At 71.6% G+C, this 24,316-nt stretch carries 23 protein-coding genes and 1 pseudogene; 16 read left to right on the top strand and 8 right to left on the bottom strand.

Annotation, left to right across the window (positions count from 1 at the left end; translation table 11 throughout):
- Positions 1-60 precede the first annotated feature (60 nt).
- The 4 genes from JOE35_RS14020 (at position 61) to JOE35_RS14005 (ending at position 3,469) form a co-directional block, all read left to right on the top strand.
- Positions 61-354, top strand: coding sequence for a hypothetical protein (locus JOE35_RS14020; RefSeq protein WP_209561567.1), 294 nt, complete (start codon positions 61-63; stop codon positions 352-354).
- A gap of 214 nt (positions 355-568) precedes the next feature.
- Positions 569-1,204, top strand: coding sequence for an FABP family protein (locus JOE35_RS14015; RefSeq protein ID WP_209561566.1), 636 nt, complete (start codon positions 569-571; stop codon positions 1,202-1,204).
- Positions 1,197-2,345 carry a folate-binding protein YgfZ gene (locus JOE35_RS14010; RefSeq protein ID WP_209561565.1) on the top strand — a complete coding sequence of 383 codons (1,149 nt, stop codon included), beginning with the start codon at positions 1,197-1,199 and terminating at the stop codon, positions 2,343-2,345. The genes JOE35_RS14015 and JOE35_RS14010 overlap by 8 nt, the downstream gene beginning before the upstream one ends.
- A gap of 8 nt (positions 2,346-2,353) precedes the next feature.
- Entirely contained in the window at positions 2,354-3,469 is a 1,116-nt protein-coding gene (locus JOE35_RS14005) for an aromatic acid exporter family protein (protein WP_245186124.1), read from the top strand.
- Positions 3,470-3,488: 19 nt separating this feature from the next.
- Here JOE35_RS14005 and JOE35_RS14000 read toward each other — a convergent pair whose 3' ends face one another.
- Entirely contained in the window at positions 3,489-4,265 is a 777-nt protein-coding gene (locus tag JOE35_RS14000; protein ID WP_209561564.1) for a class I SAM-dependent methyltransferase, read from the bottom strand.
- 41 nt (positions 4,266-4,306) lie between these two features.
- Here JOE35_RS14000 and JOE35_RS13995 point away from each other — a divergent pair, with 41 nt between their 5' ends.
- Positions 4,307-5,050, top strand: a complete 744-nt coding sequence (locus tag JOE35_RS13995) for a phosphoglyceromutase (RefSeq protein ID WP_209561563.1) — start codon at positions 4,307-4,309, stop codon at positions 5,048-5,050.
- 63 nt (positions 5,051-5,113) lie between these two features.
- On the opposite strand, the gene JOE35_RS13990 is transcribed toward JOE35_RS13995, so the two are convergent.
- Both JOE35_RS13990 and phoU read right to left on the bottom strand, forming a co-directional pair.
- The gene (locus tag JOE35_RS13990; protein WP_209561562.1) at positions 5,114-5,647 is read right to left on the bottom strand and encodes an AAA family ATPase; all 534 of its coding nucleotides are present in this window, start codon (positions 5,645-5,647) and stop codon (positions 5,114-5,116) included.
- A 133-nt stretch (positions 5,648-5,780) separates the two neighbouring features.
- Positions 5,781-6,434: a phosphate signaling complex protein PhoU gene (gene phoU, locus JOE35_RS13985; protein ID WP_209561561.1), complete on the bottom strand. Its 654-nt coding sequence runs from the start codon at positions 6,432-6,434 to the stop codon at positions 5,781-5,783.
- 193 nt (positions 6,435-6,627) lie between these two features.
- Between phoU and JOE35_RS13980 the strand changes: the two genes are divergently transcribed.
- Entirely contained in the window at positions 6,628-7,818 is a 1,191-nt protein-coding gene (locus JOE35_RS13980; protein ID WP_209561560.1) for a cell wall metabolism sensor histidine kinase WalK, read from the top strand.
- The gene (locus JOE35_RS13975; RefSeq protein ID WP_209561559.1) at positions 7,815-8,501 is read left to right on the top strand and encodes a response regulator transcription factor; all 687 of its coding nucleotides are present in this window, start codon (positions 7,815-7,817) and stop codon (positions 8,499-8,501) included. The genes JOE35_RS13980 and JOE35_RS13975 overlap by 4 nt, the downstream gene beginning before the upstream one ends.
- A gap of 92 nt (positions 8,502-8,593) precedes the next feature.
- On the opposite strand, the gene JOE35_RS13970 is transcribed toward JOE35_RS13975, so the two are convergent.
- Positions 8,594-9,223 carry a hypothetical protein gene (locus tag JOE35_RS13970; RefSeq protein ID WP_209561558.1) on the bottom strand — a complete coding sequence of 210 codons (630 nt, stop codon included), beginning with the start codon at positions 9,221-9,223 and terminating at the stop codon, positions 8,594-8,596.
- Between the two features lie 135 nt (positions 9,224-9,358).
- Here JOE35_RS13970 and JOE35_RS13965 point away from each other — a divergent pair, with 135 nt between their 5' ends.
- The 4 genes and pseudogenes from JOE35_RS13965 to rlmB all read left to right on the top strand — a co-directional run bounded on the left by JOE35_RS13965 (position 9,359) and on the right by rlmB (position 13,731).
- Positions 9,359-9,841 carry a CarD family transcriptional regulator gene (locus JOE35_RS13965; RefSeq protein ID WP_043597211.1) on the top strand — a complete coding sequence of 161 codons (483 nt, stop codon included), beginning with the start codon at positions 9,359-9,361 and terminating at the stop codon, positions 9,839-9,841.
- Positions 9,831-11,150, top strand: a pseudogene (gene ispD / locus JOE35_RS13960) (2-C-methyl-D-erythritol 4-phosphate cytidylyltransferase); the annotation flags it as partial. The gene JOE35_RS13965 and the pseudogene ispD, both read left to right, overlap by 11 nt.
- Before the next feature lie 125 nt (positions 11,151-11,275).
- Entirely contained in the window at positions 11,276-12,694 is a 1,419-nt protein-coding gene (gene cysS, locus JOE35_RS13955; protein WP_209561556.1) for a cysteine--tRNA ligase, read from the top strand.
- Complete coding sequence (rlmB, locus tag JOE35_RS13950) at positions 12,691-13,731, top strand: 23S rRNA (guanosine(2251)-2'-O)-methyltransferase RlmB (protein ID WP_146903291.1); 1,041 nt, start codon at positions 12,691-12,693, stop codon at positions 13,729-13,731. Before cysS ends, rlmB begins: the two co-directional genes overlap by 4 nt.
- Positions 13,732-13,847: 116 nt before the next feature.
- Here the strand turns inward: rlmB and JOE35_RS13945 are convergent, their stop codons facing one another.
- The gene (locus JOE35_RS13945) at positions 13,848-15,158 is read right to left on the bottom strand and encodes a DUF4032 domain-containing protein (RefSeq protein ID WP_146903294.1); all 1,311 of its coding nucleotides are present in this window, start codon (positions 15,156-15,158) and stop codon (positions 13,848-13,850) included.
- A 205-nt stretch (positions 15,159-15,363) separates the two neighbouring features.
- Positions 15,364-16,464 carry an ABC transporter ATP-binding protein gene (locus JOE35_RS13940; protein ID WP_123547868.1) on the bottom strand — a complete coding sequence of 367 codons (1,101 nt, stop codon included), beginning with the start codon at positions 16,462-16,464 and terminating at the stop codon, positions 15,364-15,366.
- A 276-nt stretch (positions 16,465-16,740) separates the two neighbouring features.
- On the opposite strand from JOE35_RS13940, the gene JOE35_RS13935 reads away from it, so the two are divergent.
- A complete protein-coding gene (locus JOE35_RS13935; protein ID WP_209561555.1) occupies positions 16,741-17,724 on the top strand; it encodes a thioredoxin domain-containing protein in 984 nt (327 codons plus the stop codon).
- Here JOE35_RS13935 and JOE35_RS13930 read toward each other — a convergent pair.
- Entirely contained in the window at positions 17,721-18,272 is a 552-nt protein-coding gene (locus tag JOE35_RS13930; protein ID WP_209561554.1) for a metallophosphoesterase, read from the bottom strand. The genes JOE35_RS13935 and JOE35_RS13930 overlap by 4 nt on opposite strands.
- A 31-nt stretch (positions 18,273-18,303) precedes the next feature.
- On the opposite strand from JOE35_RS13930, the gene JOE35_RS13925 reads away from it, so the two are divergent.
- The 4 genes from JOE35_RS13925 to JOE35_RS13910 all read left to right on the top strand — a co-directional run bounded on the left by JOE35_RS13925 (position 18,304) and on the right by JOE35_RS13910 (position 23,068).
- Positions 18,304-19,113 (top strand): glycosyltransferase family 2 protein, encoded by an 810-nt coding sequence (locus JOE35_RS13925; protein WP_209561553.1) that lies wholly within the window; start codon positions 18,304-18,306, stop codon positions 19,111-19,113.
- A gap of 83 nt (positions 19,114-19,196) precedes the next feature.
- Positions 19,197-20,339, top strand: a complete 1,143-nt coding sequence (locus tag JOE35_RS13920; RefSeq protein WP_209561552.1) for an AI-2E family transporter — start codon at positions 19,197-19,199, stop codon at positions 20,337-20,339.
- A 199-nt stretch (positions 20,340-20,538) separates the two neighbouring features.
- Positions 20,539-22,545: an MDR family MFS transporter gene (locus JOE35_RS13915; RefSeq protein WP_374099711.1), complete on the top strand. Its 2,007-nt coding sequence runs from the start codon at positions 20,539-20,541 to the stop codon at positions 22,543-22,545.
- Positions 22,526-23,068 carry a MarR family winged helix-turn-helix transcriptional regulator gene (locus JOE35_RS13910; RefSeq protein WP_209561551.1) on the top strand — a complete coding sequence of 181 codons (543 nt, stop codon included), beginning with the start codon at positions 22,526-22,528 and terminating at the stop codon, positions 23,066-23,068. The genes JOE35_RS13915 and JOE35_RS13910 overlap by 20 nt, the downstream gene beginning before the upstream one ends.
- Positions 23,069-23,236: 168 nt before the next feature.
- Here JOE35_RS13910 and JOE35_RS13905 read toward each other — a convergent pair whose 3' ends face one another.
- Positions 23,237-24,280, bottom strand: a complete 1,044-nt coding sequence (locus tag JOE35_RS13905; RefSeq protein ID WP_209561550.1) for an NAD(P)-dependent alcohol dehydrogenase — start codon at positions 24,278-24,280, stop codon at positions 23,237-23,239.
- Positions 24,281-24,316 lie beyond the last annotated feature (36 nt).

The following is a 24,316-nucleotide window of genomic DNA, read 5'->3' as shown; positions in this document are numbered from 1 at the left end:
CCAGCCCGACCACCCCGATGCTAGGGCAGGAGGCGCAGGTCACGAACGAGGGACGACCCAGTGAGCACAGCACCCGACAGCACCCCGAGCCGTCTCGTGCGCCTCAAGCCGGTCACCATCGTCCCCGTCTGGCTGTTCGCGCTGGTCGCCGGCGTGGTCATCGCCGTGACGACGACGGGGGACGACCACTACACCTGGCTGTCCCTGGCCCTCGGCGGGTCGATCCTCCTCACCTTCGTCCTGCAGCTCGCGGCGAGCGAGAAGGACGGACTCGTCTCGCGGACGATGCTGGCGCTGTGCGGCAGCCTCGTGCTGCTGGCGGCGACCACCGGGGTCGTCGCGCTGCTGCGCTGACGCAGGCCGCTCGCCGACGCAGGTCGTTCGACGCTGCGGGCACCGCGCCTCCCCCGCCTGTCCATCTCGTCGCCCCCCGGGTAGGCTCGCGGCATGGATTCCTTGCTCGCCCTCGAGATCTTCTACATCGGGCTCCTCGGCCTCGCGTCGCTCGCCATCGCGTTCGTCTCGGTCGTCGTGCTGGTCAAGCTGTTCAAGGGACAGCGCTAGACCCGTGATCGACATCCCCACCGACCTGCCGGCCGAGCTCGTCCCGCTGTCGTGGCTGATCGGCGTCTGGGAGGGCACCGGCGTCGTCGACTACAAGATCGGCGAGGGCGACCCCGACGCTCCCGTCGACGGCAAGCCGCCCGCCGTGCGCCGCACCCACGAGTTCGGGCAGCGCGTCAGCTTCAGCCACGACGGCGCGCCCTGGCTGAACTACAGCTCGTTCTCGTGGGAGCTCGACGACGAGCGCACCCCGCTGGCGAGCGAGACCGGCTTCTGGCGCCTCGAGCGACCGGCCGAGGTCGGCGACCGCGGGCCCGGCATGCTGCCCGGCCAGGGCGTCGCGCCGTACTCGAGCGCACAGACCGTCGAGATCCTCCGCCGCCCCGACGACGGGTTCGGCCTCGAGGTCCAGCTCGTGCACCCCACCGGCGTCAACGAGCTCTATCTCGGCCGGGTCAAGGGGCCGCGCATCGACCTCTCGACCGACGCGGTGCTCCGGTCGAGCAACGCCAAGGAGTACTCGGCGGCGACCCGCATGTACGGCCTCGTCGAGAACGACCTCCTCTGGGCGTGGGACGTCGCGGCGCTCGGGCAAGAGCTGCGCACGCACGCGTCGGGTCGGCTGGCCCGCGTTGGCTGACGACGGCACGGTAACCGCCGCAGACGACTCTCCCGCCGCCGTCGTCTCGTCGTTCTCCGCCCGGGACGGCTTCGTCGACGACGGCACGGGCGTCGCCGCGCACTACGGCACCCCCGTCGCCGAGCAGCGCGCCCTGGCCGCCGGCCGCGCGGTCGTCGACCTGTCGAGCCGGGGAGTCCTCACCGTCACGGGCCCGGACCGGCTGACCTGGCTGCACTCGCTGACCAGCCAGAGCCTCACGGGCCTCGCCCCCGGCGACTCGACCGAGACGCTGCTGCTCGACGCCAACGGGCGCCTCGAGCACGCGGCCCGCGTCGTCGACGACGGCGAGACGACCTGGCTGCTCGTCGACCTCCCCGAGGCCGAGCCCCTTCGCGCCTGGCTCGACCGGATGCGCTTCATGCTCCGCGTCGAGGTGGCCGACCGCACCGCCGACGTCGCGACGATCGGCTCGCTCGGCGAGATCGACCTGCCCGTGCCCGTGCTCGCCCCCGCCGGGGTGCCGGTCGTCTGGGTCGACCCGTGGTCGGAGGTCGCCGTCGGCGGCCACTCGTACGCCGACGCCGAGGGCCACCCCGGCCGCGAGTGGACGGCCCGGGAGACGCTCGTCGCACGGTCCGACCTCGACGCGCTCGCCGCCTCCTCGGTGCCCGTCGCGGGCACGCTCGCGCTCGAGGCCCTGCGCATCGAGGCCTGGCGCCCGCGCCTCACGACCGAGGTCGACGAGCGCAGCATCCCGCACGAGCTCGACTGGATGCGCAGCGCCGTGCACCTCGCCAAGGGCTGCTACCGCGGCCAGGAGACGGTCGCCAAGGTGCACAACATCGGGCACCCGCCCCGCCGTCTCGTGATGCTGCACCTCGACGGCAGCGACTCGGTGCTGCCCGCGCACGGCGACCCGGTCGTGCTCGCCGCCGACACGACCCGCGAGGTCGGCCACGTCACCTCGTCGGCCGTGCACCACGAGCTCGGCCCGATCGCCCTCGCGCTGGTCAAGCGCACCACCGACGAGACCGCGCCGCTCGCGGTCCTCTCGGCCGACATCGTCGTCGCCGCCTCCCCGCAGACGATCGTGCCGGCCTCCGCGGGCGCCTCAGCCGGTGTGCCCCGGCTGCCGCGCCTGGGGGCCGTCCGCCGCTAGCCGACGTGGTGCGCGGGCCGCGCGAGCCGCGCGGTGCCCTGAGGCCCCTTGCGCTCGACGTCCGGGCCCTCGACGTCCGGACCTCCGCGCGGCGCACGCTGGCGGCGCTGCCCGCGATCGTCCAGATCGTCGTGGCCGTGACGGCGTCGTACTCGATCGCCCACTACGGCCTCGGGCACGCCGTGCCCCTCCTCGCCGTCACCATCACGATCTCGTCGCTCGGCCTCGCCAGGGACGCGCGTCCGAAGGTCGTGCTCGAGAACGCCGTCGGCATCCTGATCGGCATCGCGCTGAGCGAGGTGATGCTGCTCGTGCTCGGCAAGGGCCTCTGGCAGGTCGCAGTCGTGCTGCTGGTGGTGCTCGCCGTCGCGCGGTTCGCGTCGCCGAGCGCGGGCTTCGCCGCCGCTGCCGCGACCCAGGCGATGCTCGTCATGCTGCTGCCGGACCCCGACGGCGGCCCGTTCGTCCGCAGCATCGACGGTGCCGTCGGGGGAGCGGTCGCCCTCGCCGTCACCGCGATCGTGCCCCGTGACCCGATCCGCCTCGTCCGCCTCGACGCCCGGAGGCTCTTCGCCGAGCTCGCGGGCGCCTTCGCCGCGCTGGTCGAGGCCCTCCGCTCCGACGACGTCCGCCGGGCCGACGAGGCCCTCCGCCGCCTCCGTTCCACCCAGCCCCTGCTCGACGACTGGGCCTCGACGCTCGAGTCGGCCGTCTCGATCTCGCGGCTGTCCCCGTTCCTCCGCTCGCGCCTCCCGTACCTGCGGCAGCAGCAGGAGCTGCGGCAGGACGTCGACCTCGCCGTCCGCAACCTGCGCGTCATCGCCCGGCGGGTAGACACCGCGGTCGGCGACGGCCGCGACCGCCTGGGCCTCGCCGACGTCGTCGAGAGCACAGGACGGGCCGTGGCGGTGCTGGGCGAGTCCGTCGACGACGTCGAGCGGGTGCCGGTCGCCCGGGACGCCCTCAGCGCGGTGGCGGCCCGCCTCGACCCTTCGGTCGTCGCCCCCGGAGCGCCCGTCACCGAGTCGATGGTCGTGCTGATGATGCGGCCGCTCGTGATCGACCTGCTGATGGCGACGGGGCTCGACCACGCCGAGGCCCGGCGTCGGCTCGCGGACGTCTGAGGCTCAGGCCGTCCGAGCGTCAGGCGCGCGGTGCGACCGCGTCCCACGGCAGCGTCAGCTCGCCGAGCCGCCACCGTCTCCGGCCGTGCAGCACCGGCCAGCCGCCGGCACGGAGCCCCTCGACGGTCGCGACCCAGCGCTGCACCGGCCCGTAGACCGACAGCGGAGCCGCGACGGCCCACGCGCGGTCGAGGTCGACGAGCAGGTCGTGCACCCGCTCGCCCGCGACGTTGCGGTGGATCAGCGCCTTCGGCAGGCGCTCGGCCACGATCGAGGGCAGCTCGAGCGAGGCCAGCCGCAGCGAGATCGTGAACGTGCGGGGCCCCTCCTCGTCGACGTCGACCCAGCTCGAGACGCGGCCGATCTCGTCGCAGGTCCCCTCGACGAGCACGCCGCCGGGCTGCAGGCGCGACGTCATCAGCGCCCACGAGGCGGCGACCTGCGACTCGTCGTACTGGCGCAGCACGTTGAACGCGCGGATGACCGCAGGGCGACGGCCGCCGTCGAGCGGCACCTCGAAGCCCCCGAGCCGGAAGCTGACGCCGGGCCGTGCCGACAGCTGCGCCCGCCGGACTCGCTCCGGCTCGATCTCGATGCCCACGATCTCGACGTCGGGGCGGGCCAGGAGGAGGCGCTGGTGCAGCTCGAGGGGCGTGGTCGCGCTCGCCCCGTACCCCAGGTCGACGACGAGCGGGTCGCCGGCTCGGCGCAGCGCCGGGTGGGCGGCTATCCAGCGGTCGACCCGACGGAGGCGGTTGGTGCCGGTGGTGCCGCGGGTGACGGATCCGACGGGCATGGGCCAAGTCTCGCACCGGGGCGCAGCGATACGCTGGAGGCATGACTTCGACGCTCATCCTCCTGCGACACGGCAACAGCGAATGGAACGCCAAGAACCTCTTCACGGGATGGGTCGACGTGCGGCTCACCGAGCAGGGGCGCGCCGAGGCGAAGCGCGCGGGCGAGCTTCTGCGCGAGCACGACCTGCTGCCCGACATCCTCTACACGTCGCGCCTGACGCGCGCGATCCAGACCGCCGACATCGCCCTCGAAGAAGCCGACCGCCTCTGGATCGACGTGAAGCGCTCCTGGCGCCTCAACGAGCGCCACTACGGCGCGCTCCAGGGCAAGGACAAGGCGCAGACCCTTGAGCAGTACGGCCCCGAGCAGTTCCAGACCTGGCGCCGCTCGTTCGACGTGCCGCCGCCCCCGCTCGACGACGACAGCGAGTTCTCGCAGGCCCACGACAAGCGGTACGCCGAGCTCGGCGTCGACGCTCCGCGCACCGAGTCGCTCGCCCTGGTCATCGAGCGGATGATCCCGTACTGGGAGAGCGACATCACCCAGAGCCTCGCCGCCGGCGACGTGACGCTCGTGGTCGCGCACGGCAACTCGCTGCGCGCGCTCGTGAAGCACCTCGACGGCATCAGCGACGACGAGATCTCCGAGCTGAACATCCCGACGGGCATCCCGCTCGTCTACGAGCTCGACGACGACTTCCGCCCCACCGGGCCGGCGCGCTACCTCGACCCGGAGGCCGCCGCCGCCGGAGCCGCGGCCGTCGCGGCCCAGGGCAAGAAGTAGCCGTACCCAGCTGAGTCGTCGAGGCCGTCACGAGCGATCGTGGCGGCCTCGACTGCGTCGTGCCTAGACGAACTGCTCGCTGATCTTCATCACGAGGTCGTCGACGTCGACGGGTGTGCTCGTGTCGACCCGCAGCACGGGCCACTCGCCGAGCGGCGCGGCCGCCTCGGCCCACTCGGGCCACGACGCTCGGGTCGACTCGACCGTGCCGTGCGCGGGGTGACGCCCTCCGGCGGCGAGCCGGTCGACGACGCGCTGCAGCCCCACGTCGGGGTCGACGTCGCACCAGACCTCGAGGGTGCGCGGCGAACCGGCCCGCGACACCCCGGCGCGGGCGAGCTCGAGGTCGCGCGGCCGGTGCCAGAACGAGTCGACGACCACGCCGGCCTCGACCTCGGCCGCCATTGCCCAGACCGTGTCCATCGCGATGGTGCCGAGCGCCTCGGGGGCGATCATCGGCCCGGCCAGGTCGGCCAGCGCCTCCTTGATCGGGTCCTTCGCCAGCAGGGGGCAGCCGAGCACGCCGGCGAGCGTGGCCGAGAGGGTGGTCTTGCCCGATCCGGGAAGACCGTTGACGAGGATCGCGACGGAAGCCATGCCCACCATCCTCTCGTGCAATTCAGGAGGTGACGGCCGGCACCTCCTGAACTGTGCACGACTCAGGACTCTCGGCACCTGAGTTGCGCGACTCAGGACTGATCGTCCTGAATGAGGAGAGGCGAACGGCAGGTCAGGCCTCGGGGACGACCCAGTCACCGGTCGCGAGGTACTGGACCTTCTTGGCGATCGACACCGCGTGGTCGGCGAAGCGCTCGTGGTAGCGCGACGCGAGGGTCGAGTCGACGGTGTCGACGGCGGCGCCCTTCCAGGTCTCGCCGAGCACCTTGTCGAACACGCTGAGGTGCAGCTCGTCGATGCGGTCGTCGTCGTTGCGGATCTCCTCCGCGAGGCGGACGTCCTCCGTCGTGAGCAGCTCGGTCAGCTTGTGGGCGATCGCGACGTCGAGCTCGCCGAGCTCCTTGAAGGTGGGGCGCAGCGACTTCGGCACGACCTTCTCGGGGAACCGGTAGCGCGCCAGCTGGGCGATGTGCTCGGACATGTCGCCCATGCGCTCGAGCGACGAGCTGATGCGGAGGGCGCTCACGACGATGCGCAGGTCGCGGGCGACGGGGTTCTGACGGGCCAGGATGTCGATCGCGAGCTCGTCGAGCGCGATGGCGCGCTGGTCGATCTGGTCGTCGTCGGCGATGACCTTCTCGGCCAGCGTGACGTTCGACTCGTTGAAGGCGGTGGTGGCGTTGTCGATCGAGATCGCGACGAGGCCCGCGATCTCGACGAGGCGCTCCTGCACCTCTTGCAGCTCCTGCTGGAATACCTCGCGCATGTGGTGATGGGACCTCTCGTGGTGTCGGGGCGGGTGTGCGCCCGTGCCGCAGACGACGTCGCCCGCACATTCCAGACGACTCTCTCGGGTGGAGGTTAACGACTGGTGCCCAGCGACTGAACAGTCACCAAAGTACAGCGCTCGGGCAGGGGGCGGTCGATCCGGCCCCCTGCTGTTCACTAAAGTCGACCGCATGGACTCCGCCTGGCTGGTGCCGGCGTCGCTGCTCTTCGGCGCCGTCGTGGGTGCGGCGATCGTGCTCGTCGTCGTGGCGGCGCAGCACCGCGCCGCTCGCGTCGCGGCCCTCGTCGACAGCACGCTGCCCGACGGCATCGACGCCGTGCTCGACGCCCTCGAGTCCGCCGGCATGGTGGTCGACCCCTCCGGCAACGTCCTCAAGGCCTCGGCGGCGGCCACGCAGCTCGGCCTCGTCTCGGTGCAGCACCACCTCGTGCACCCCGAGATGGAGGCGATGGTCGGCCGCGTCCGCCACGAGGGCGAGCCGCAGGAGGCGCTGCTCACCCTCGCGCGCCTCCCCGGCTCCGAGGCCACCATCGAGCTCGGCGTGCGGGCGGCGGCCGTGGGCGGCCGCTACGTGCTCGTGCTCGCCGAGGACCACACCGAGGGCCGGCGACTGGACGACATGCGCCGTGACTTCGTCGCGAACATCAGCCACGAGCTGAAGACGCCGATCGGCGCGGTCGGGCTGCTCGCCGAGGCGCTCGACGCCGCGTCGGCCGACCCCGACCGGGTGCGCCACTTCGCGGGCCGCCTCACGCAGGAGGCCGACCGGCTCGGCCGTCTGACCCAGGACATCATCGAGCTGTCGCGGCTGCAGGCCGTCGACGCGCTCGGGTCGTCGCAGACCATCGACCTGCGGTCGGTCGTCGACACGGCCGTCGACCGCAACCGCGTCGTCGCCGAGGCGCGGTCCGTCGAGCTCATCGTCCGCGGCGGCAAGAGCGCGAAGGTGCTCGGCGACGAGGCCATGCTCGTCACCGCGGTCGACAACCTCGTCGCGAACGCCATCGCGTACTCGCCGGACGGCTCGCGGGTCGGCATCGGCCTGGCCTCTGGCGGTGACGGCTCGGTCGAGGTCGCGGTCACCGACCAGGGCTTCGGCATCCCCGAGGACGAGCTCGAGCGCGTCTTCGAGCGCTTCTACCGCGTCGACCCCGCACGCTCGCGACGCACAGGCGGCACCGGTCTCGGCCTCGCCATCGTCAAGCACGTGGTGCAGAACCACGGCGGCGACGTACGCGTCTGGTCCCAGGTCGGCAGCGGGTCGACCTTCACCGTCCGTCTGCCCCAGGTCGAGACCCGTCCTGAGACCCGCAGCGTCCCCATCCCGGTCACCACACGAGGAGACACCGATATCCGATGACCACCCACATCCTGATCGTCGAGGACGAGGAGTCGCTCAGCGAGCCCCTGGCGTTCATCCTCGAGCGCGAGGGCTACCGCGTCACGGTGGCCGACGACGGCCCCTCCGCGCTGGCCGCCTTCGACAAGACCGGCGCCGACCTGGTGCTGCTCGACCTGATGCTCCCCGGCATCCCCGGGACCGAGGTCTGCCGCGTGCTGCGGTCGAAGTCGCAGGTGCCGATCGTCATGCTGACCGCGAAGGACAGCGAGGTGGACATCGTCGTCGGGCTCGAGCTCGGGGCCGACGACTACGTCACGAAGCCGTACTCGACGCGTGAGCTGCTCGCGCGCATCCGCGCCGTGCTGCGCCGCAGGGTCGACGACGACGACGACCTCGCCGACGGCGTGCTCGAGGCAGGCGACATCCGGATGGACGTCGAGCGACACGTCGTCACCGTGCGCGGCGATGACGTCGCGATGCCGCTCAAGGAGTTCGAGCTGCTCGAGCTGCTGATGCGCAACGCCGGCCGGGTGCTCACCCGGGGGCAGCTGATCGACCGCGTCTGGGGCTCCGACTACTTCGGCGACACCAAGACCCTCGACGTGCACATCAAGCGGATCCGCTCGAAGATCGAGCCGGTGCCGTCCGAGCCGAAGGCGCTCGTGACCGTGCGCGGGCTCGGCTACCGCATCGAGGCCTAGAGCCCCGGTCGTCGCTGCGACACGAAGGCCCGGCCCCGCATCTGCAGGGGCCGGGCCTTCGTCGTGGTGCAGCTCTGGTGCTGCAGCCGGGGCTAGCGGTCGGCGGTGGCCGACGGGCTGGGCTCCGCCTCCTGGACGTCGCTCTCGGGCAGCGGGGTCGACGACTCGCCGGGCTCGGCCGTCGCGCCGCTCGGCGTGGGGGTGGGCAGCAGGGTCGCGTACTCGGGCAGGGCGCCGGTCAGCACGGGGACCTGGAGCATCTTGCCCGTCTCGGTGCCGTACTGGACGAAGACCGGCAGCAGCTGGCCGGGCGTGACGTCGAGGTCGCTCATCACGAGCTGGTCGACGTCGGTGCTCGTGCCGCGGTCGACCTGCGACCGGGCGTCGACCTCGACGGTCTGCGTCTCGTCGCCGGACTCGGTCTCGTACTGGAACGCGACCTGGACGGCGTCGTCGCTGTCGTTGATGACGGTCATCACGAGGCTCGCCTCGGCGCCGTCGTCGGTCAGGGCGATCGCGTTGCGGACCTTGACGTCGCCGACGGTGATGCTCGTGCCGTCGCTCGCGTCGTAGATCTTGGTGGTGCGCTGGGGGCTGATGAAGTTGCAGCCCGCGACCATGGTGACCACGGCCAGGGCGGTCGCGGTGACGGCGGCCCCGCGGGAGAAGCGTCGCGCACGGGCGACCGTCGAGTTCGTCTCGAGCACAGGTCCGACTCGCACGGGTGACCTCCAGGTTCCAGTTCACGGCAAGGGTTCTCGTCTAGCCTAGGCGATGCCGTGCACCCCGGCTTCTCAGGCATGCCTGGCCGAGGGACGCGCATGTTATCCTGGGTGCCGCAGAACGGAGCCTGATTCATGCAGTTCGAGGTCGGAGAGACCGTCGTCTACCCCCATCACGGGGCCGCGACCATATCTGAAGTCAAGAAGCGGATCATCAAGGGCGAAGAGAAGCTGTACCTCAAGCTTCGCGTCACCCAGGGTGATCTGACCATCGAAGTACCCGCGGACAACGTCGACCTGGTCGGCGTCCGCGACGTGATCGGCAAAGAAGGGCTCGACCGCGTCTTCGACGTGCTCCGTGCCCCCTTCACCGAAGAGCCCACCAACTGGTCCCGCCGCTACAAGGCGAACCTCGAGAAGCTCGCGTCCGGCGACGTCATCAAGGTGTCAGAGGTCGTCCGCGACCTGTGGCGCCGCGACCAGGATCGCGGGCTGTCCGCCGGCGAGAAGCGCATGCTCGCCAAGGCCCGCCAGATCCTGATCAGCGAGCTCGCGCTCGCCGAGAAGACGGACGAAGAGAAGGCGTCGAGCGTCCTCGACGAGGTTCTTGCCTCCTAGCACCACCGACGACCGCGCGGTCGGCGCCCCCGGGGTCTCACCCCTCGGCGGCACCGTCCGCGCGGTCGTCGTCGTAGCGGCGGGCAGCGGCACCCGCCTGGCGCAGGGCCGCCCCAAGGCGTTCGTCGAGGTCGCCGGCCGCAGCATCCTCGAGCGCTCGCTCGAGGCGGTCTTCGCCTCGTCCGTCCCGACGCACGTCGTCGTCGTCGCGCCGGCCGAGCTCGTCGACGAGGCCACCTCCCTGGTGCACGGCGTCGCCGGCGTCGCCGCCGACCACGTGACGGTCGTCGTCGGCGGCGACAGCCGCCAGCAGTCCGTCGCACTCGGCCTCGCCGTCGTCGCGCCCGGCGTCCGCACGGTGCTCGTGCACGACTGCGCGCGTCCGTTCACCCCCACCGCGCAGTTCGACCTCGTCGCCGAGACGGTCGAGTCCACCGGGTACGGCGTCGTGCCCGGCCTGCCAGTCACCGACACCATCAAGAAGGTCTCTGCAGGAGGCGCGGGTCGGGTCGTCGGCACCGTCGACCGTTCCGAGCTCGTGGCCGTCCAGACCCCGCAGGGCTTCCCGCGAGCCGAGCTCGACGCCGCCTACGCGGCGGCCGTCGGGAGCCCTGTCGCCGAGCGCGCCGTGCCCACCGAGGCTGCTGTGGTGACCGAGTTCACCGACGACGCTGCGCTCTTCGCCGCGGCCGGCCACGAGGTCGTCGTCGTCGCCGGCGATCCCGCCGCGTTCAAGATCACCACGACCTGGGACCTCCGCCGGGCCGAGACGCTGGTCGCGGAGCGCGCCGCCGATCGCGCCGCCTACCCGGCCGCCGCCGCACCTGTCGCTGGCTCCCGGGCCTCGGCAGACCGCCTCCGCACCGGACTCGGCGTCGACGTGCACGCCTTCGACGCTGCCGAGCCGCTGCACCTCGGCCTCCTGCACTTCCCGGGTGAGGCCGGCCTCGCCGGGCACAGCGACGGCGACGCCGTCGCGCACGCGATCGTCGACGCCCTGCTCTCGGCCGCCGGCCTCGGCGACATCGGCTCCGTCTTCGGCACCTCCGACCCGCGCTTCGCCGGCGCGGGCGGCGAGGTGTTCCTCACCGCGGCGCTCGAGCGCCTCACCCACGCGGGCTTCGACGTCGTGAACGTCGCGGTCCAGGTCATCGGCAACCGTCCCCGCGTCGGCGCCCGCCGCCTCGAGATGGAGGCGCGGCTCATCGAGGTCGTCGGCGCGCCGGTCAGCGTCTCCGCGACCACCACCGACGGGCTCGGCTTCACCGGACGCGGGGAGGGCGTGACGGCGATCGCGACCGCGCTGGTGTCGGTGGTCGAGCCTCGGGAGCGGACCGCGCCTCCTCGTGGCAACTCGACGACGGGCACCGACGTCCAGCGAGACCAGACAGACCAGACCGACCAGCCCGACACCACCGAAACGGACCGATCCGCGTGACCATCCGCCTCTACGACTCGCGCGAGCAGGCGCTCGTCGACTTCGTCCCCCTCGTCCCCGGCAAGGTCGGGCTGTACGTCTGCGGGCCGACGGTCCAGTCGTCGCCGCACATCGGCCACCTCCGGAGCGCCCTCGTCTACGACCTGTGGCGCCGGTGGTTCACCTACCGCGGGCTCGACGTGACGCTGGTGCGCAACGTCACCGACGTGGACGACAAGATCCTCGCGCTGGCGAGCGGCACCGATGAAGAATGGTGGGCGCGCGCGTACCGCTACGAGCTCGAGTTCACGGCCGGGTACCAGGCCCTGGGCGTGCTCGCCCCGACCTACGAGCCGCGGGCGACCGCGAGCGTCACCGAGATGCAGCAGCTCGTCACGACGCTGATCGAGAAGGGGCACGCGTACGTCGCACCCGACGACTCGGGAGACGTGTACTTCGACACGGCCAGCTGGCCGACCTACGGTGCCCTCACGAACCAGGGCCTCGACGACATGGCGCCGGCCGCGGACGCCGACCCCCGCGGCAAGCGCGACCCCCGCGACTTCGCCCTCTGGAAGGGCGCGAAGGCCGACGAGCCCGCGTCCGCCGCGTGGTCGTCGCCGTGGGGCGACGGTCGTCCCGGCTGGCACATCGAGTGCTCGGCGATGTCGCGCCGCTACCTCGGCAGCGCGTTCGACATCCACGGCGGGGGCCTCGACCTGAGGTTCCCGCACCACGAGAACGAGCTCGCGCAGTCGACGGCCGCCGGCGACGACTTCGCCTCGTACTGGCTGCACAACGGCCTCGTCGCCGTCGAGGGCCAGAAGATGTCGAAGTCGCTCGGCAACTCCATCTTCGCCAGCGAGTTCCTCGCCGCCGCGCGTCCCGTCGTCGTCCGCTGGTTCCTCAGCTCGGCGCACTACCGGTCGACGATCGACTACCACGACGGCGCGCTGCTCGAGGCGGAGGCCGCCCTCGACCGCATCGAGACGTTCCTCTCCCGTGCCGGGCGTCGCCTGGCGGGCACCCGCTTCGTCGGCGTCGGGGCGCGTGTCGTCCCCGACGACTTCGCCGAGGCGATGGACGACGACCTCAACGTGCCGCAGGCGCTGGCGGTGCTGCACGATGCCGTGCGCACCGGCAACTCCGCGCTCGACGACGGCGACCTCGACGCAGCCGCCCGCGAGTGGCAGCGCGTGCAGGCCATGGTCGCCGTCCTCGGCGTCGACCCGCTCGCGCCGGAGTGGCGCGGAGCCGACGAGGGCGACGCGCACCGCGCGCTCGGTACCATCGTCGAGACCCTCCTCGCACAGCGTCAGCAAGCCAGGGCCGCGCGCGACTTCGCGCAGGCCGACCGCGTACGCGAGATGCTGGCGTCCGCCGGCATCACCATCGAAGACACCCCCAGCGGGTCGCATTGGAGCCTCGAACAGTGAAGAACACCAGCGGAGCGAACAAGGGGCGGCCGAGCAGCAGCGCCGTCCGCAAGGGCAGCAAGGGCAAGCAGGTCGGCAGCGGCGGCCAGGGGCGCCAGGCGCTCGAGGGCAAGAAGCCCACGCCCGCGGCGGAGGACCGTCCTTACCACCCCGCAGGCAAGGCGAAGGCGGCGCGCGAGCGCCTCGACGCCGCCCGCGGCCGTGCCGGCAACGGCCCGCGCGCCGGGTCGGCCGTGGCCGGCCGGGGCGGGCAGGAGGCGCCCCGTCGTCGCCCGAAGACGGCGGACGACAGCGAGATGGTCACCGGCCGCAACTCGGTGCTCGAGGCCCTGCGCACACGCATCCCCGCCTCGACGCTGTACATCGCCGCGCGCATCGAGATGGACGACCGCACGAAGGAGATCCTCACGCTGGCGACCCGGCGCGGGCTGCCCGTGCTCGAGGTCATGCGTCCCGAGCTCGACCGCCTGACCGGGCCCGACTCCGTGCACCAGGGCGTGGCCCTCAAGGTGCCGCCGTACCAGTACGCGCACCCGATCGACCTGCTCGAGGCCTCCGTCAAGCGGCAGCAGACGCCTCTCTTCGTGGCTCTCGACGGCATCACCGACCCGCGCAACCTCGGGGCGATCATCCGCTCCGTCGGCGCGTTCGGCGGCCAGGGCGTCATCATCCCGCAGCGCCGCTCGGTCGGCCTCACCGCCTCCGCCTGGAAGACCTCGGCGGGCGCCGCCGCGCGCATCCCCGTGGCGATGGCGGCGAACCTGACTCAGACGCTCAAGTCGTTCAAGGAGCAGGGCGTGTTCGTGCTGGGCCTCGACGGCGGCGGCGACGTCATGCTGCCGGGCCTCGAGCTCGCCGACCGCCCGCTCGTCGTGGTCGTCGGCAGCGAGGGCAAGGGCCTCTCTCGCATCGTCGCCGAGACCTGCGACGCCGTGGTGTCGATCCCGATCACGACGGCCGTCGAGTCGCTCAACGCCGGCATGGCCGCGAGCGTGACGCTCTACGAGATCTCGAAGCTGCGCGCCGAGCGCAAGTAGCGCCGGCGATCCGCAGAGGAGGCGCGGTGCCGGTCAGACCGGCACCGCGCCTCCTTCGCGTCGCCTGTCACACGCGAACACCCCGCTACGGGGTGTTCGGCTGAAGGGGGCGGTCGTCAGACCTTCGCGCGCCAGTCCTCGAGCTCGTCGTCCTCGGCCTCGTCGTCGTCCCCGTCGAGGTCGGCGTCGGGCAGCCGGATCGACTCGGTGGCGGGGGCGATGACGGTGCGCTCGTCGCGACGGTGGCGCAGCACGTCGTTGATGTACGAGGTCAGCGCCTCGGCGATCGGCACGTCGCGGCCCTCCTGCTGCGACTGGTACCAGCGGTGCTCGAGCAGCTGGTGGAACACCTCGGCGGGCTCGAGGCGACCGCGCATCTCGCGCGGGATCGACCGCACGACGGGCTCGAAGACGCGGGCGGCCCACTCGTGCGCCACCATCTCCTCGTCGGCGTCGATCTGGCCGGTCCGCAGGCGGTAGGCGTCGAGGTCGTTCAGGAGGCGGCGGGCCTGGTTCTCCTCGACGTCGAGGCCGGTGAGGCGCAGCAGCCGCCGGGAGTGGTGCCCGGCGTCGACGACCTTGGGCTGGATGCGCACCTGCGTGCCGCCCTCGGTGGTCTTGATCGCCAGCTCCTCGATGTCGAAGCCGAGGTCGTTGAGGCGCTCGACGCGGTCGTTGATGCGCCAGCGCTCCGAGCTGTCGAAGGTCTCGCTGCCGGTGAGCTCCGTCCACAGGCTCCGGTACTTCGCGACGATGCCGTTGCTCACGTCGACGGCGTCGAGGTTGTCGTCGAGACGCCCGCCGGCCTCGAGGTCGAGCAGCTCGCCGGCGATGTTGACGCGGGCGACCTCGAGGTCGTTCTCGCGCTGTCCGTTCGAGAGGCCGCCCGGGTAGAGCTTGCCCGTCTCGGCGTCGACGAGGTACGCGGCGAAGGCGCCGGCGTCGCGGCGGAACAGCGTGTTCGAGAGCGAGACGTCGCCCCAGTAGAAGCCGATCACGTGCAGGCGCACGAGCAGCAGCGCGAGCGCGTCGACGAGGCGAGTCGCCGTCTCGGGCCGGAGGGTCTGAGAGTAGAGCGCGCGGTAGGGCAGCGAGAACTTGAGGTGCCGGGTGACGAGCACGGGGTTCAGCAGGCTGCCGTCGACGTCGTGCCGGTTCGTGATGACGGCGAGCGGGTCGACGCAGGGGATGTCCATCCGCTGCAGGGTGCGGAGCATCTCGTACTCGCCGCGGGCCATCTCGCCCGAGGTCTCCTTGATCGCGATGACGTAGCCGCTGAGGTGCGCGAAGCGGACCAGGTGCCGCGAGATGCCCTTCGGCAGGGTCGCGATCGCGTCGTCGGGCCACTCGTCGAGGGGCAGCGCCCAGGGCAGGTCGAGGAGGGCAGGGTCGGCCGTGGCGGACGTGATGTTGAGGGAGTCGCTCATGGTCGCTTTCGAGGGGGTGGCGGGACCGGGGGAGTGCGGGCGAAGAAGCCGGCGGTCTGACGAGAGACGGACGCACGGCTGGAGCCAGTGTCGCAGGAGGCGCGGGCCGAGTCACGCAGGAGCTGCGGCCGCGGACAGCCGAACGGCCCGCCGAGGCGTGCGGAGCGCTGCTCCGGACGGTCTCGACGGGCCGATCAGGGTGTCGCTAGGCGCTGACGACGGCCTTGTCGCCGAGGCGCTCGCCCGACTCGGTGTCGAAGACGTGCACGTGGTGCGCCTGGGGCGTGATGTGGATGGTCTCGCCCAGCTTGGGGTGGTTGCGACCGTCGACGCGCACGACGATGTCGACGCGCTGGCCGCTCACCTCGGTGTGGCCGTAGAGGTAGCCGTCCGCGCCGAGCTCTTCGACGACGTCGACGGTGACCGCGAGGCCCTCGCCGGCGGTGTTGACGACGACGTCCTCCGGACGGACGCCGATGGTGACGCTCGTGCCGTTGGCCTGGCCGACGGTGTCGCGGTCGACGGCGGTGACCGCCGTGCCGAACTGGATGCCGCCGGCGACGACGTCGGCGGGCAGCAGGTTCATCGCGGGGGAGCCGATGAAGCCGGCGACGAAGACGTTCTGCGGCTTCTCGTACAGGTCGCGGGGGGTGCCGACCTGCTGGAGGACGCCGTCCTTGAGGACCGCGATGCGGTCGCCCATGGTCAGGGCCTCGGTCTGGTCGTGCGTGACGTAGACCGTGGTGACGCCGAGACGACGCTGGAGCGAGGCGATCTGGGTGCGGGTCTGCACGCGCAGCTTGGCGTCGAGGTTCGACAGCGGCTCGTCCATGAGGAACACCTGCGGCTGGCGCACGATGGCGCGGCCCATGGCGACGCGCTGACGCTGACCACCGGAGAGGGCCTTGGGCTTGCGCGAGAGGTAGGGCTCGAGGTCGAGCAGCTTGGCCGCCTCGAGGACGCGGGTGGCACGCTCTTCCTTGCCGACGCCGGCGATCTTGAGCGCGAAGCCCATGTTCTCGGCGACGGTCATGTGCGGGTACAGCGCGTAGTTCTGGAACACCATCGCGATGTCCCGGTCCTTCGGGGGGACGTCGGTGACGTTGCGGTCGCCGATGAAGATGTCGCCGCTGTTGACCTCTTCGAGGCCGGCGAGCATGCGCAGGGTGGTCGACTTGCCGCAGCCAGAGGGGCCCACGAGGACGAGGAACTCGCCGTCGGCGACCTCGAGGTCGATCGCGTCGACCGCGGGACGGGTCGAGCCGGGGTAGAGACGGGTTGCCTTGCTGAACGTCACAGACGCCATGATTCATTTCTCCTTCACCGGCAGGTACGTGCCGGACGATCCTTCGTGAACGGATTGGTGATCACCCTGGGTCAGCAGTGACCACTCTGCACAGCATGCCACAGGAGGTGACTCATCCCCACCTCTCCGGGGGCCACGGAGTCACGATCCGGCCACGGGTTGTTTGGACTTTTCCCAGTCCGCGCTCGTACCATCGACCGGGCCCTCCACCTCCTCGGGCCCGTTCAGCCCCCTACGACGCGACCGCGACCTCGTCGCGCATCGGAGAACCGTTCCATGACTGACATCGGCCCCTCAGGCTCCGAGCCGCTGAGCAAGAACGCGACCAAGAACCAGCGCCGCGCAGCCGCCCGTGAGCGCGCCCAGCTCGCCCGCAAGAAGCAGAAGCGGCGCCAGAAGACGAGCCGGTGGCTGCTGCAGGGCGGCCTCGTCGTCGTGGTGCTCGCCATCGTCGTGGCCGTCGTCGTCGTGATCACCAACAGCATCCGTCCCGCGGGCCCGGGCCCCGCCAACATGGCCAGCGACGGCATCCGCATCGGCCAGGACTTCGTGGCCGAGACGACCCCTGCCCTCGGCGCCGACGACGAGCCCACGGCCACCGAGACGACCGCGTCGTCCGACACCGTCGACATCGTGATCTACCTCGACTACCTCTGCCCGATCTGCGGCGGCTTCGAAGAGGCGAACAACGAGTACATCGCCGGCCTCGTCTCGTCGGGCGCGGCCACGGTCGAGTACCACCCGGTGGCGATCCTCACGAACAGCTCGCTCGGCACGAAGTACTCGAACCGGGCCGCCAACGCCGCCGCGTGCGTCGCGAACTACTCGCCGGACTCGTTCTTCGACTTCAACACCGCGATGTTCGAGAACCAGCCGGAAGAGGGCACGCGCGGCCTCGACGACGCCCGCCTGGCCGAGATCGCGACCGGCGTCGACGGGGTCACCTCGGCCTCGCAGATCACGCAGTGCATCGACGACCAGGAGTTCGCGTCGTGGGTGGGCGCCGCCACCGAGCGCGCCCTCGACGGCCCGCTGCCCAACAGCAACGTCCAGTCGTTCCGCGGCACCCCGACGGTGCTCGTCAACGGCCAGCAGTACGAGTTCAGCCAGCCCTTCACCAACGAGGAGTTCCGCAACTTCGTCGTGACCGCCGCAGGCAACAGCTACGCGGACGCCGCCACGGCGACCCCGACGCCGTCGCCCGAGGCCCCCGCCGAGACGCCCGCCGAGCAGGCGCCGGCCGAGACGCCCGCCGGCTAGGTCGTCATGCGGGGGTGCGGCAGCACCCCGTCGAGCGCGTCGGCGCGCAGCGGCAGCTCGTGCAGGGCGACGTCGCGCACCGCGCCGGCGTCGAGCGTGAGCGTGAGGTACGTGGCCCGCGGCTGACGTCGGCGGTCGGTCGGCGAGCCGGGGTTGAGCAGCCGGAGGCCGGCCGGGGTGGTCGTGTCCCACGGGATGTGGCTGTGGCCGAAGACCAGCAGGTCCGTCTCGGGGAAGGCGCGGTCCATCCGGGTCTCGCGCCCCTCCTTCTGTCCGGTCTCGTGCACGACGGCGAGGCGGACCCCGTCGATCGTCGTGCGGGCCACCTCGGGCAGGCGGGCTCGCAGGTCGTCGCCGTCGTTGTTGCCCCAGACGGCCACGAGGAGGCGCGCCCTGGCCTCGAGCTCGTCGAGCAGCGGCACGCCGGTCCAGTCGCCCGCGTGGACGACGACGTCGGCCCTCTCGACCGCGCTCCACACGGCCGCGGGCACGGCCTTGGCCTTCTGCGGGACGTGGGTGTCGGACACGACGACGACGGAGGTGCTCATGGCGCCCAGGGTAGGCGGGCAGGATGGGGCCGTGCGTGTCTCCGTCGTGATCCCGGTCCGTGACGACGCACGTCACCTCGAGGTCTGCCTGCGGTCGCTGGCCCGCCAGACCGTGCTGCCCGACGAGGTCGTCGTCGTCGACAACGGCAGCTCGGACGACAGCGTCGCCGTCGCCCTGGCCGCCGGCGCCCGCGTGCTGCACCAGCCCGTCGTCGGCATCGCCGCCGCGGCGTCGACCGGCTACGACGGCGCGCTCGGCGACCTCGTGGGGCGCTGCGACGCCGACAGCGTGCTGCCGCGCACCTGGGTTGAAGAGCTCTCGCGCACCTTCGACGAGCATCCCGAGGCGGTCGCGGCGAGCACCGGCGCCCGCTTCTACGACGCCCCGATGGGCCTGCAGCGCATCCTGTCGCTGGGCTACGTCGGGGCATACCACGTGCTCGTCGGCGCAGGCCTCGCGCACTGGCCGCTCTTCGGCTCGACCATGATGATGCGGCGCTCGGCCTGGGAGGCGGTGCGGGCCGACGTGCACCGGCGCGACGTCGGGCTGCACGACGACATGGACCTCGCGGTGCACCTCGGCGACCTCGTGCTCGGGCAGCCCGGTCGCATCGTGTGGCGGCGCGACGTGGTCGCGTCGATCTCGGCCCGCCCGTTCGCCCGCGGCGGCCGACAGTGGCTGCGCAGCACGCGCGCCGTGCGGTCGTTCGCCGTGCACGGGCGGGACGGCGTGCCGTTCGTCCGCTGGTGGCGCCGCGACCCGTTCTCGCTCCGCGCGAGCATGGCGGGCGGGCACCCTGCGGGGGCACGCCGGGCGAGATCCGGCCCCCGGGCACGCTGACGCGGTTCGATGGGTGCGGTCGACCGCTGGGGTCGACGACCCGTGCCGCCGAGACCGGCGCACCGAGACGAAGAGGACACCACGTGGCCATATTCCGCAGCCGCGAGGGCGACGCGACGGCCGACGCCGCGCAGGCAGTCGCCACCCAGGCCAACCAGTGGGGCGACCCGTTCGGCCGCCTCGCGACGCGATCGATCCAGATCATCGTCGTCGTGGTGGTCGCCGCAGGCCTCATCTACTCGTTCAAGACCCTGAGCCTCGTCACCATCCCGGTGCTGCTCGCCCTCATCTTCGCGTCCGCGATGCACCCGGTGGTGTCGTGGCTGCGGCACCGACGCGTGCCCTCGCTGCTCGCCACGCTGATCGCCCTCGTCGGCATCCTCGGCGTCCTGGGCCTCGTCGGCTGGCTGGTCGTCTGGGCCGTCGAGAACCAGGCCTCGTCGCTCGTCTCGTCCGCGCAGAAGGGCATCGGCCAGCTGCAGGACTTCATCACGACGCTGCCGTTCTCGATCACCGACCAGCAGATCGAGGACGTCCGCGACACCGTCGTGAACTTCGTGACCAGCGCCTCCTTCGGCTCGGGCGCCCTCGCCGGCGCGAGCGCGGTCGGCAGCTTCGCCACCGGCCTCGTGCTGATGATCGTGGTGCTGTTCTTCTTCCTCAAGGACGGGCCCGCGATCTGGGAGTTCATGCTCCGCCCGTTCCGCGGCCAGCAGTACGCCCGCGCCCGTCGCATCGGCGACAAGACCGTCCAGACGCTCGGCGGCTACGTGCGCGGCACGGCCACCGTCGCCGCCGTCGACGCGATCGGGATCGGCATCGGCCTCTGGATCATCGGCGTGCCCCTCGCGCTGCCGCTGGCCGTCGTCGTGTTCCTCACCGCGTTCATCCCGCTCGTCGGCGCGACCGCGGCCGGCATCCTCGCCGCGCTCGTCGCCCTGGTCGCCAACGGCCCGATCGACGCCATCTGGGTCATCGCGGTGGTCGTGCTCGTCAACCAGCTCGAGGGCAACCTGCTGCAGCCCGTGCTGATGGGCCACACGCTGCGCCTGCACGGTCTCGTCATCCTGGTCGCGCTGACCGCGGGCACCGTGCTCGGCGGCATCGTCGGCGCCGTGATCGCCGTGCCGCTGACCGCCGTCGCCTGGGGCATCGTCGGCGTCTGGAAGGGCCCGGACCAGCCGGCCGAGATGTTCCGGCAGAAGAGACCCGAAGAGGTCCGCTAGCTCGCCGCTGGTGCGCGCAGGAGGCGCGGTGTCCGTTCGACGGGCACCGCGCCTCCTGCGTGCGCTCGGTCAAAAAAACATGCGCGATCTGCACGAAAGTGGTTGCAGATCGTCAACTGAGGCGTATGGTTGTGGTTCTACAACTACCTGGCCGACGACGTCCGGGCCCCCACATCTCAGAGTCACCACGGAGCCGACCTTGTCGCAGACCACCACCACCGCATCGGCGGGCGCGGGCACGAAGCCCGCGGCGCCGCACGAACCGGGCGAGGCGCCCGGCATGAGCCACCGCGAAGTCCTCACGGCCCTGTCGGGCCTGCTGATGGGCATGCTCGTGGCGATCCTGTCGTCGACCGTCGTGTCGACCTCGCTGCCGCGCATCGTCAGCGACCTGAACGGCAGCCAGACCTCGTACACCTGGGTCATCACGGCGACGCTGCTCGCGACCACCGTGAGCACGCCGCTCTGGGGCAAGTTCTCCGACCTCACGAACCGCAAGGTGCTGCTGCAGGTCGCGCTGGTGCTCTTCGTGCTCGCGTCGGTCGCGGCCGGGTTCTCGCAGAACACCGCGACGCTGATCACCTTCCGCGTGTTCCAGGGCCTCGGCGCCGGCGGCCTCACCGCCCTGGTGCAGGTCGTCATGAGCGACATCATCAGCCCGCGTGAGCGCGGCCGGTACATGGGCTACCTCGGCGCCGTGATGAGCGTCGGCACCATCGGCGGACCGCTGCTCGGCGGCGTCCTGACCGACTCGATCGGCTGGCGCTGGAACTTCTTCGTCGGCGTGCCCGTCGGCGTCGCCGCGCTCATCGTCATCCAGCGCACCCTGCACCTGCCGCCGAAGCCCAAGAAGGCCGTCGTGGTCGACTACTGGGGCGCCGGCCTGATCGCCGGCGGCGTCTCGCTGCTGCTCGTCTGGGTGTCGCTCGGCGGCAAGCAGTTCGACTGGAACTCGACCACCAGCTGGCTGATGGGCGTCGGCGCGGCCGTGCTGCTCGCGCTGGCCGTCGTCGTGGAGTTCCGCTCGAAGGAGCCGATCATCCCCCTGACGCTCTTCAAGAACCGCACCTTCACCTTCGCGGTGGTCGCCTCGCTCAGCGTCGGCGTCGCGATGTTCGGCACCAGCGTGTTCCTCGGCCAGTACATGCAGCTGGCCCGCGGCCAGTCGCCCACCATGGCGGGCATCCTGACCCTGCCGATGGTGCTCGGCCTGCTCATCTCGTCGATGGTCGCCGGCGCGCTCATCTCGAAGTACGGCAAGTGGAAGCCCTACATGATCGTCGGGTCGATCCTGCTGGCGGCCGGCCTGTTCCTCATGTCGACCATCGAGTACGACACGAACTTCGCGATCGTCTCCGTCTTCATGGCGATGATGGGGCTCGGCATCGGCATGGTGATGCAGAACCTCGTGCTCGTCGTGCAGAACTCGGTCGACGTCAGCGTCGTGGGCGCCGCCTCCTCGAGCGTCGCGTTCTTCCGCAGCCTCGGCGGCACCATCGGCGTCTCGGTGATGGGCGCCGTGCTCGGCACCAAGGTCTCCGGCTACATCACGGACGGCCTCACCGACGCCGGCGTCGACCCGAGCGCGCTCGGCAGCGGCGGCTCGACGAGCATCCCCGACCTCAGCACCGTCCCCGGCCCGATCCGCACCATCATCGAGTCGGCCTACGGCCAGGGCGTCGCCGACGTGTTCCTCATCGCTGCACCGCTCGCCGTCATCACCATCGTGTTCGTCTGCCTGCTGCCGAACGTCGAGCTCGGCACGAAGACGGGCATCCAGCGGGCTGCCGCGTCGGGCGACGGTGCTGGTGCTGCTGGTGCTGGTGCCGCCCCTGACGACGACGCCTCGGCGGTCGAGAAGGGCGTCGCGGCCACGGCAGGGCTCGCCCCGTCCGTGTCGAGCGCACCGGCCACCACGACCGACGGCGTGTCGACGCCGGCGCCCACGTCGCCCGTCGACCAGGGCGACGACGCGCGGGAGCCCTCGGCCTCGGCCTCGGCTACGGCCTCGGCTACGGCCACGGCCTCGACCTCGGGCGGGCGTCGTCATCACGCCCACGCCACGACGGGCACCGGTACCATCGACACGATCATCGCCACCGGTGCCGCCGAGGTGGCTGGCCATCCGGTGTCGGACGACGAACTGGCCGAGAGCCCGGTGTTCTCGTCCCTGGTCGAGGAGAAGGATGTCGCAGCCGACCGATGACGGCACGCCCGCGGGCGCGGTGCTCGACGCACCGCGCCCGGTCGGCGCCGCCGCCGCACCGCGCCTTCCCGGGCCGGACGACGACGGGCGCGAGGGCCTGATGGCGAGCGTCGTCGACGAGATCGGCTCGATGATGGTCGAGGCGAAGCGCACGATCGCCGCCGCCGCGTCGCGGTTCGACCCGGACGTGCCGCCCACCGCGTTCTACGTGCTCCGCTACGTGATGAAGCACCAGCCCTGCACGGCAGGCGACATCGTCAAGGCGATGGCCCTCGACAAGAGCGCCGTGAGCCGCCAGGTCGCCCTGCTCCGCGAGGCGGGCTTCGTCGACGTCGTGCCCGACGCCGCCGACGGCCGTGTGATGACGCTCGGCAGCACCGACCGCGCCGAGGCCCGCATGCTGGAGGTGCGGCACGAGAACCGCGCCGTGTTCCGCAGCCACGTGGAGGGCTGGACCGACGACGAGCTCGGCGAGTTCGCCGGGTGGCTGCACCGCTTCAACACGCCCGCCGACCCGCGGTAGGCGACCCGCGCCTCCTCGGGGCTGCTCCGCGGGCGAGTTCGTCCGAGACGGGCGGTCGTGACCGCCCGCATGCGACGAAGTCGCCCGGACACGTGATCGGGGTCGGGTGCAGGCGACGCCGAAGGCCCCCTCCCGGTCGGGAGGGGGCCTTCGGCGTGGCGGCGAGCGCTAGATCGTGGCGGTGTCGATCACGAAGCGGTAGCGGACCTTGCTGCCGACGACGCGCTCGTAGGCGTCGTCGATGTCGTCGGCGCTGATCGTCTCGATCTCGGCGCCGATGTGGTGCTCGGCGCAGAAGTCGAGCATCTCCTGCGTCTCGGGGATGCCGCCGATGTTGGAGCCGGCGAGGCTGCGGCGGCCGCCGATGAGGGAGCCGGCGCTGAACGACTGCGGGTTCTCGGGCAGGCCGACGAACACCATCGTGCCGTTGAGGCGGAGGGTGCGGGCGTACGCGTCGATGTCCATGTCGGCCGAGATCGTGTTGATGATCAGGTCGAACGAGCTGCGCAGCTGCTTGAACGTGTCGGGGTCGCTCGACGCGTAGTAGTGGTCGGCGCCGAGCTTCAGGCCGTCCTCCTGCTTGGAGAGCGTCTGGCTGATGACGGTGACCTCGGCGCCCATGGCGTGCGCGATCTTCACGGCCATGTGGCCGAGGCCGCCCATGCCGACGACGGCGACCTTCTTGCCGGGGCCCGCGCCCCAGTGCTTCAGCGGCGAGTAGGTCGTGATGCCGGCACAGAGCAGCGGCGCGGCCTCGTCGAGCGCGATGCCCTCGGGGATCGACAGCACGTAGTTCTCGTCGGCGACGATCTGCTTGGCGTAGCCGCCGTAGGTCTCTTCGCCCGAGTACTGGCGACCGTTGTAGGTGGGCACGTTGCCCTTGACGCAGAACTGCTGCTCGCCCGCGAGGCAGTTCTCGCACTCGCGGCAGCTGTCGACGAAGCAGCCGATGCCGACGCGGTCGCCGACCTTGTGCTTCGACACGTCGGAGCCGACCTGGGTGACGACGCCGGCGATCTCGTGGCCGGGCACCATCGGGAAGATGGCCTTGCCCCACTCTTCGCGGGCCTGGTGGATGTCGCTGTGGCAGACGCCGGCGAAGGCGATGTCGATCTGGACGTCGTTCGGGCCGACGTCGCGCAGCTGGACGGTCGAGCGCTCGAAGGGCGCGCCGGCCGAGGGGGTCTGGATGACGGGGACGGTGGTGGGCATGGAGATACCTCCGTGTGGTGGCGGGTCGTGCGCACC

The organism is Frigoribacterium sp. PvP032 (assembly GCF_017833035.1).
Taxonomy (GTDB): Bacteria; Actinomycetota; Actinomycetes; order Actinomycetales; family Microbacteriaceae; genus Frigoribacterium.
Note: the sequence above shows the minus strand (reverse complement) of the source record. Positions and strands in the feature narration are given on the sequence as shown.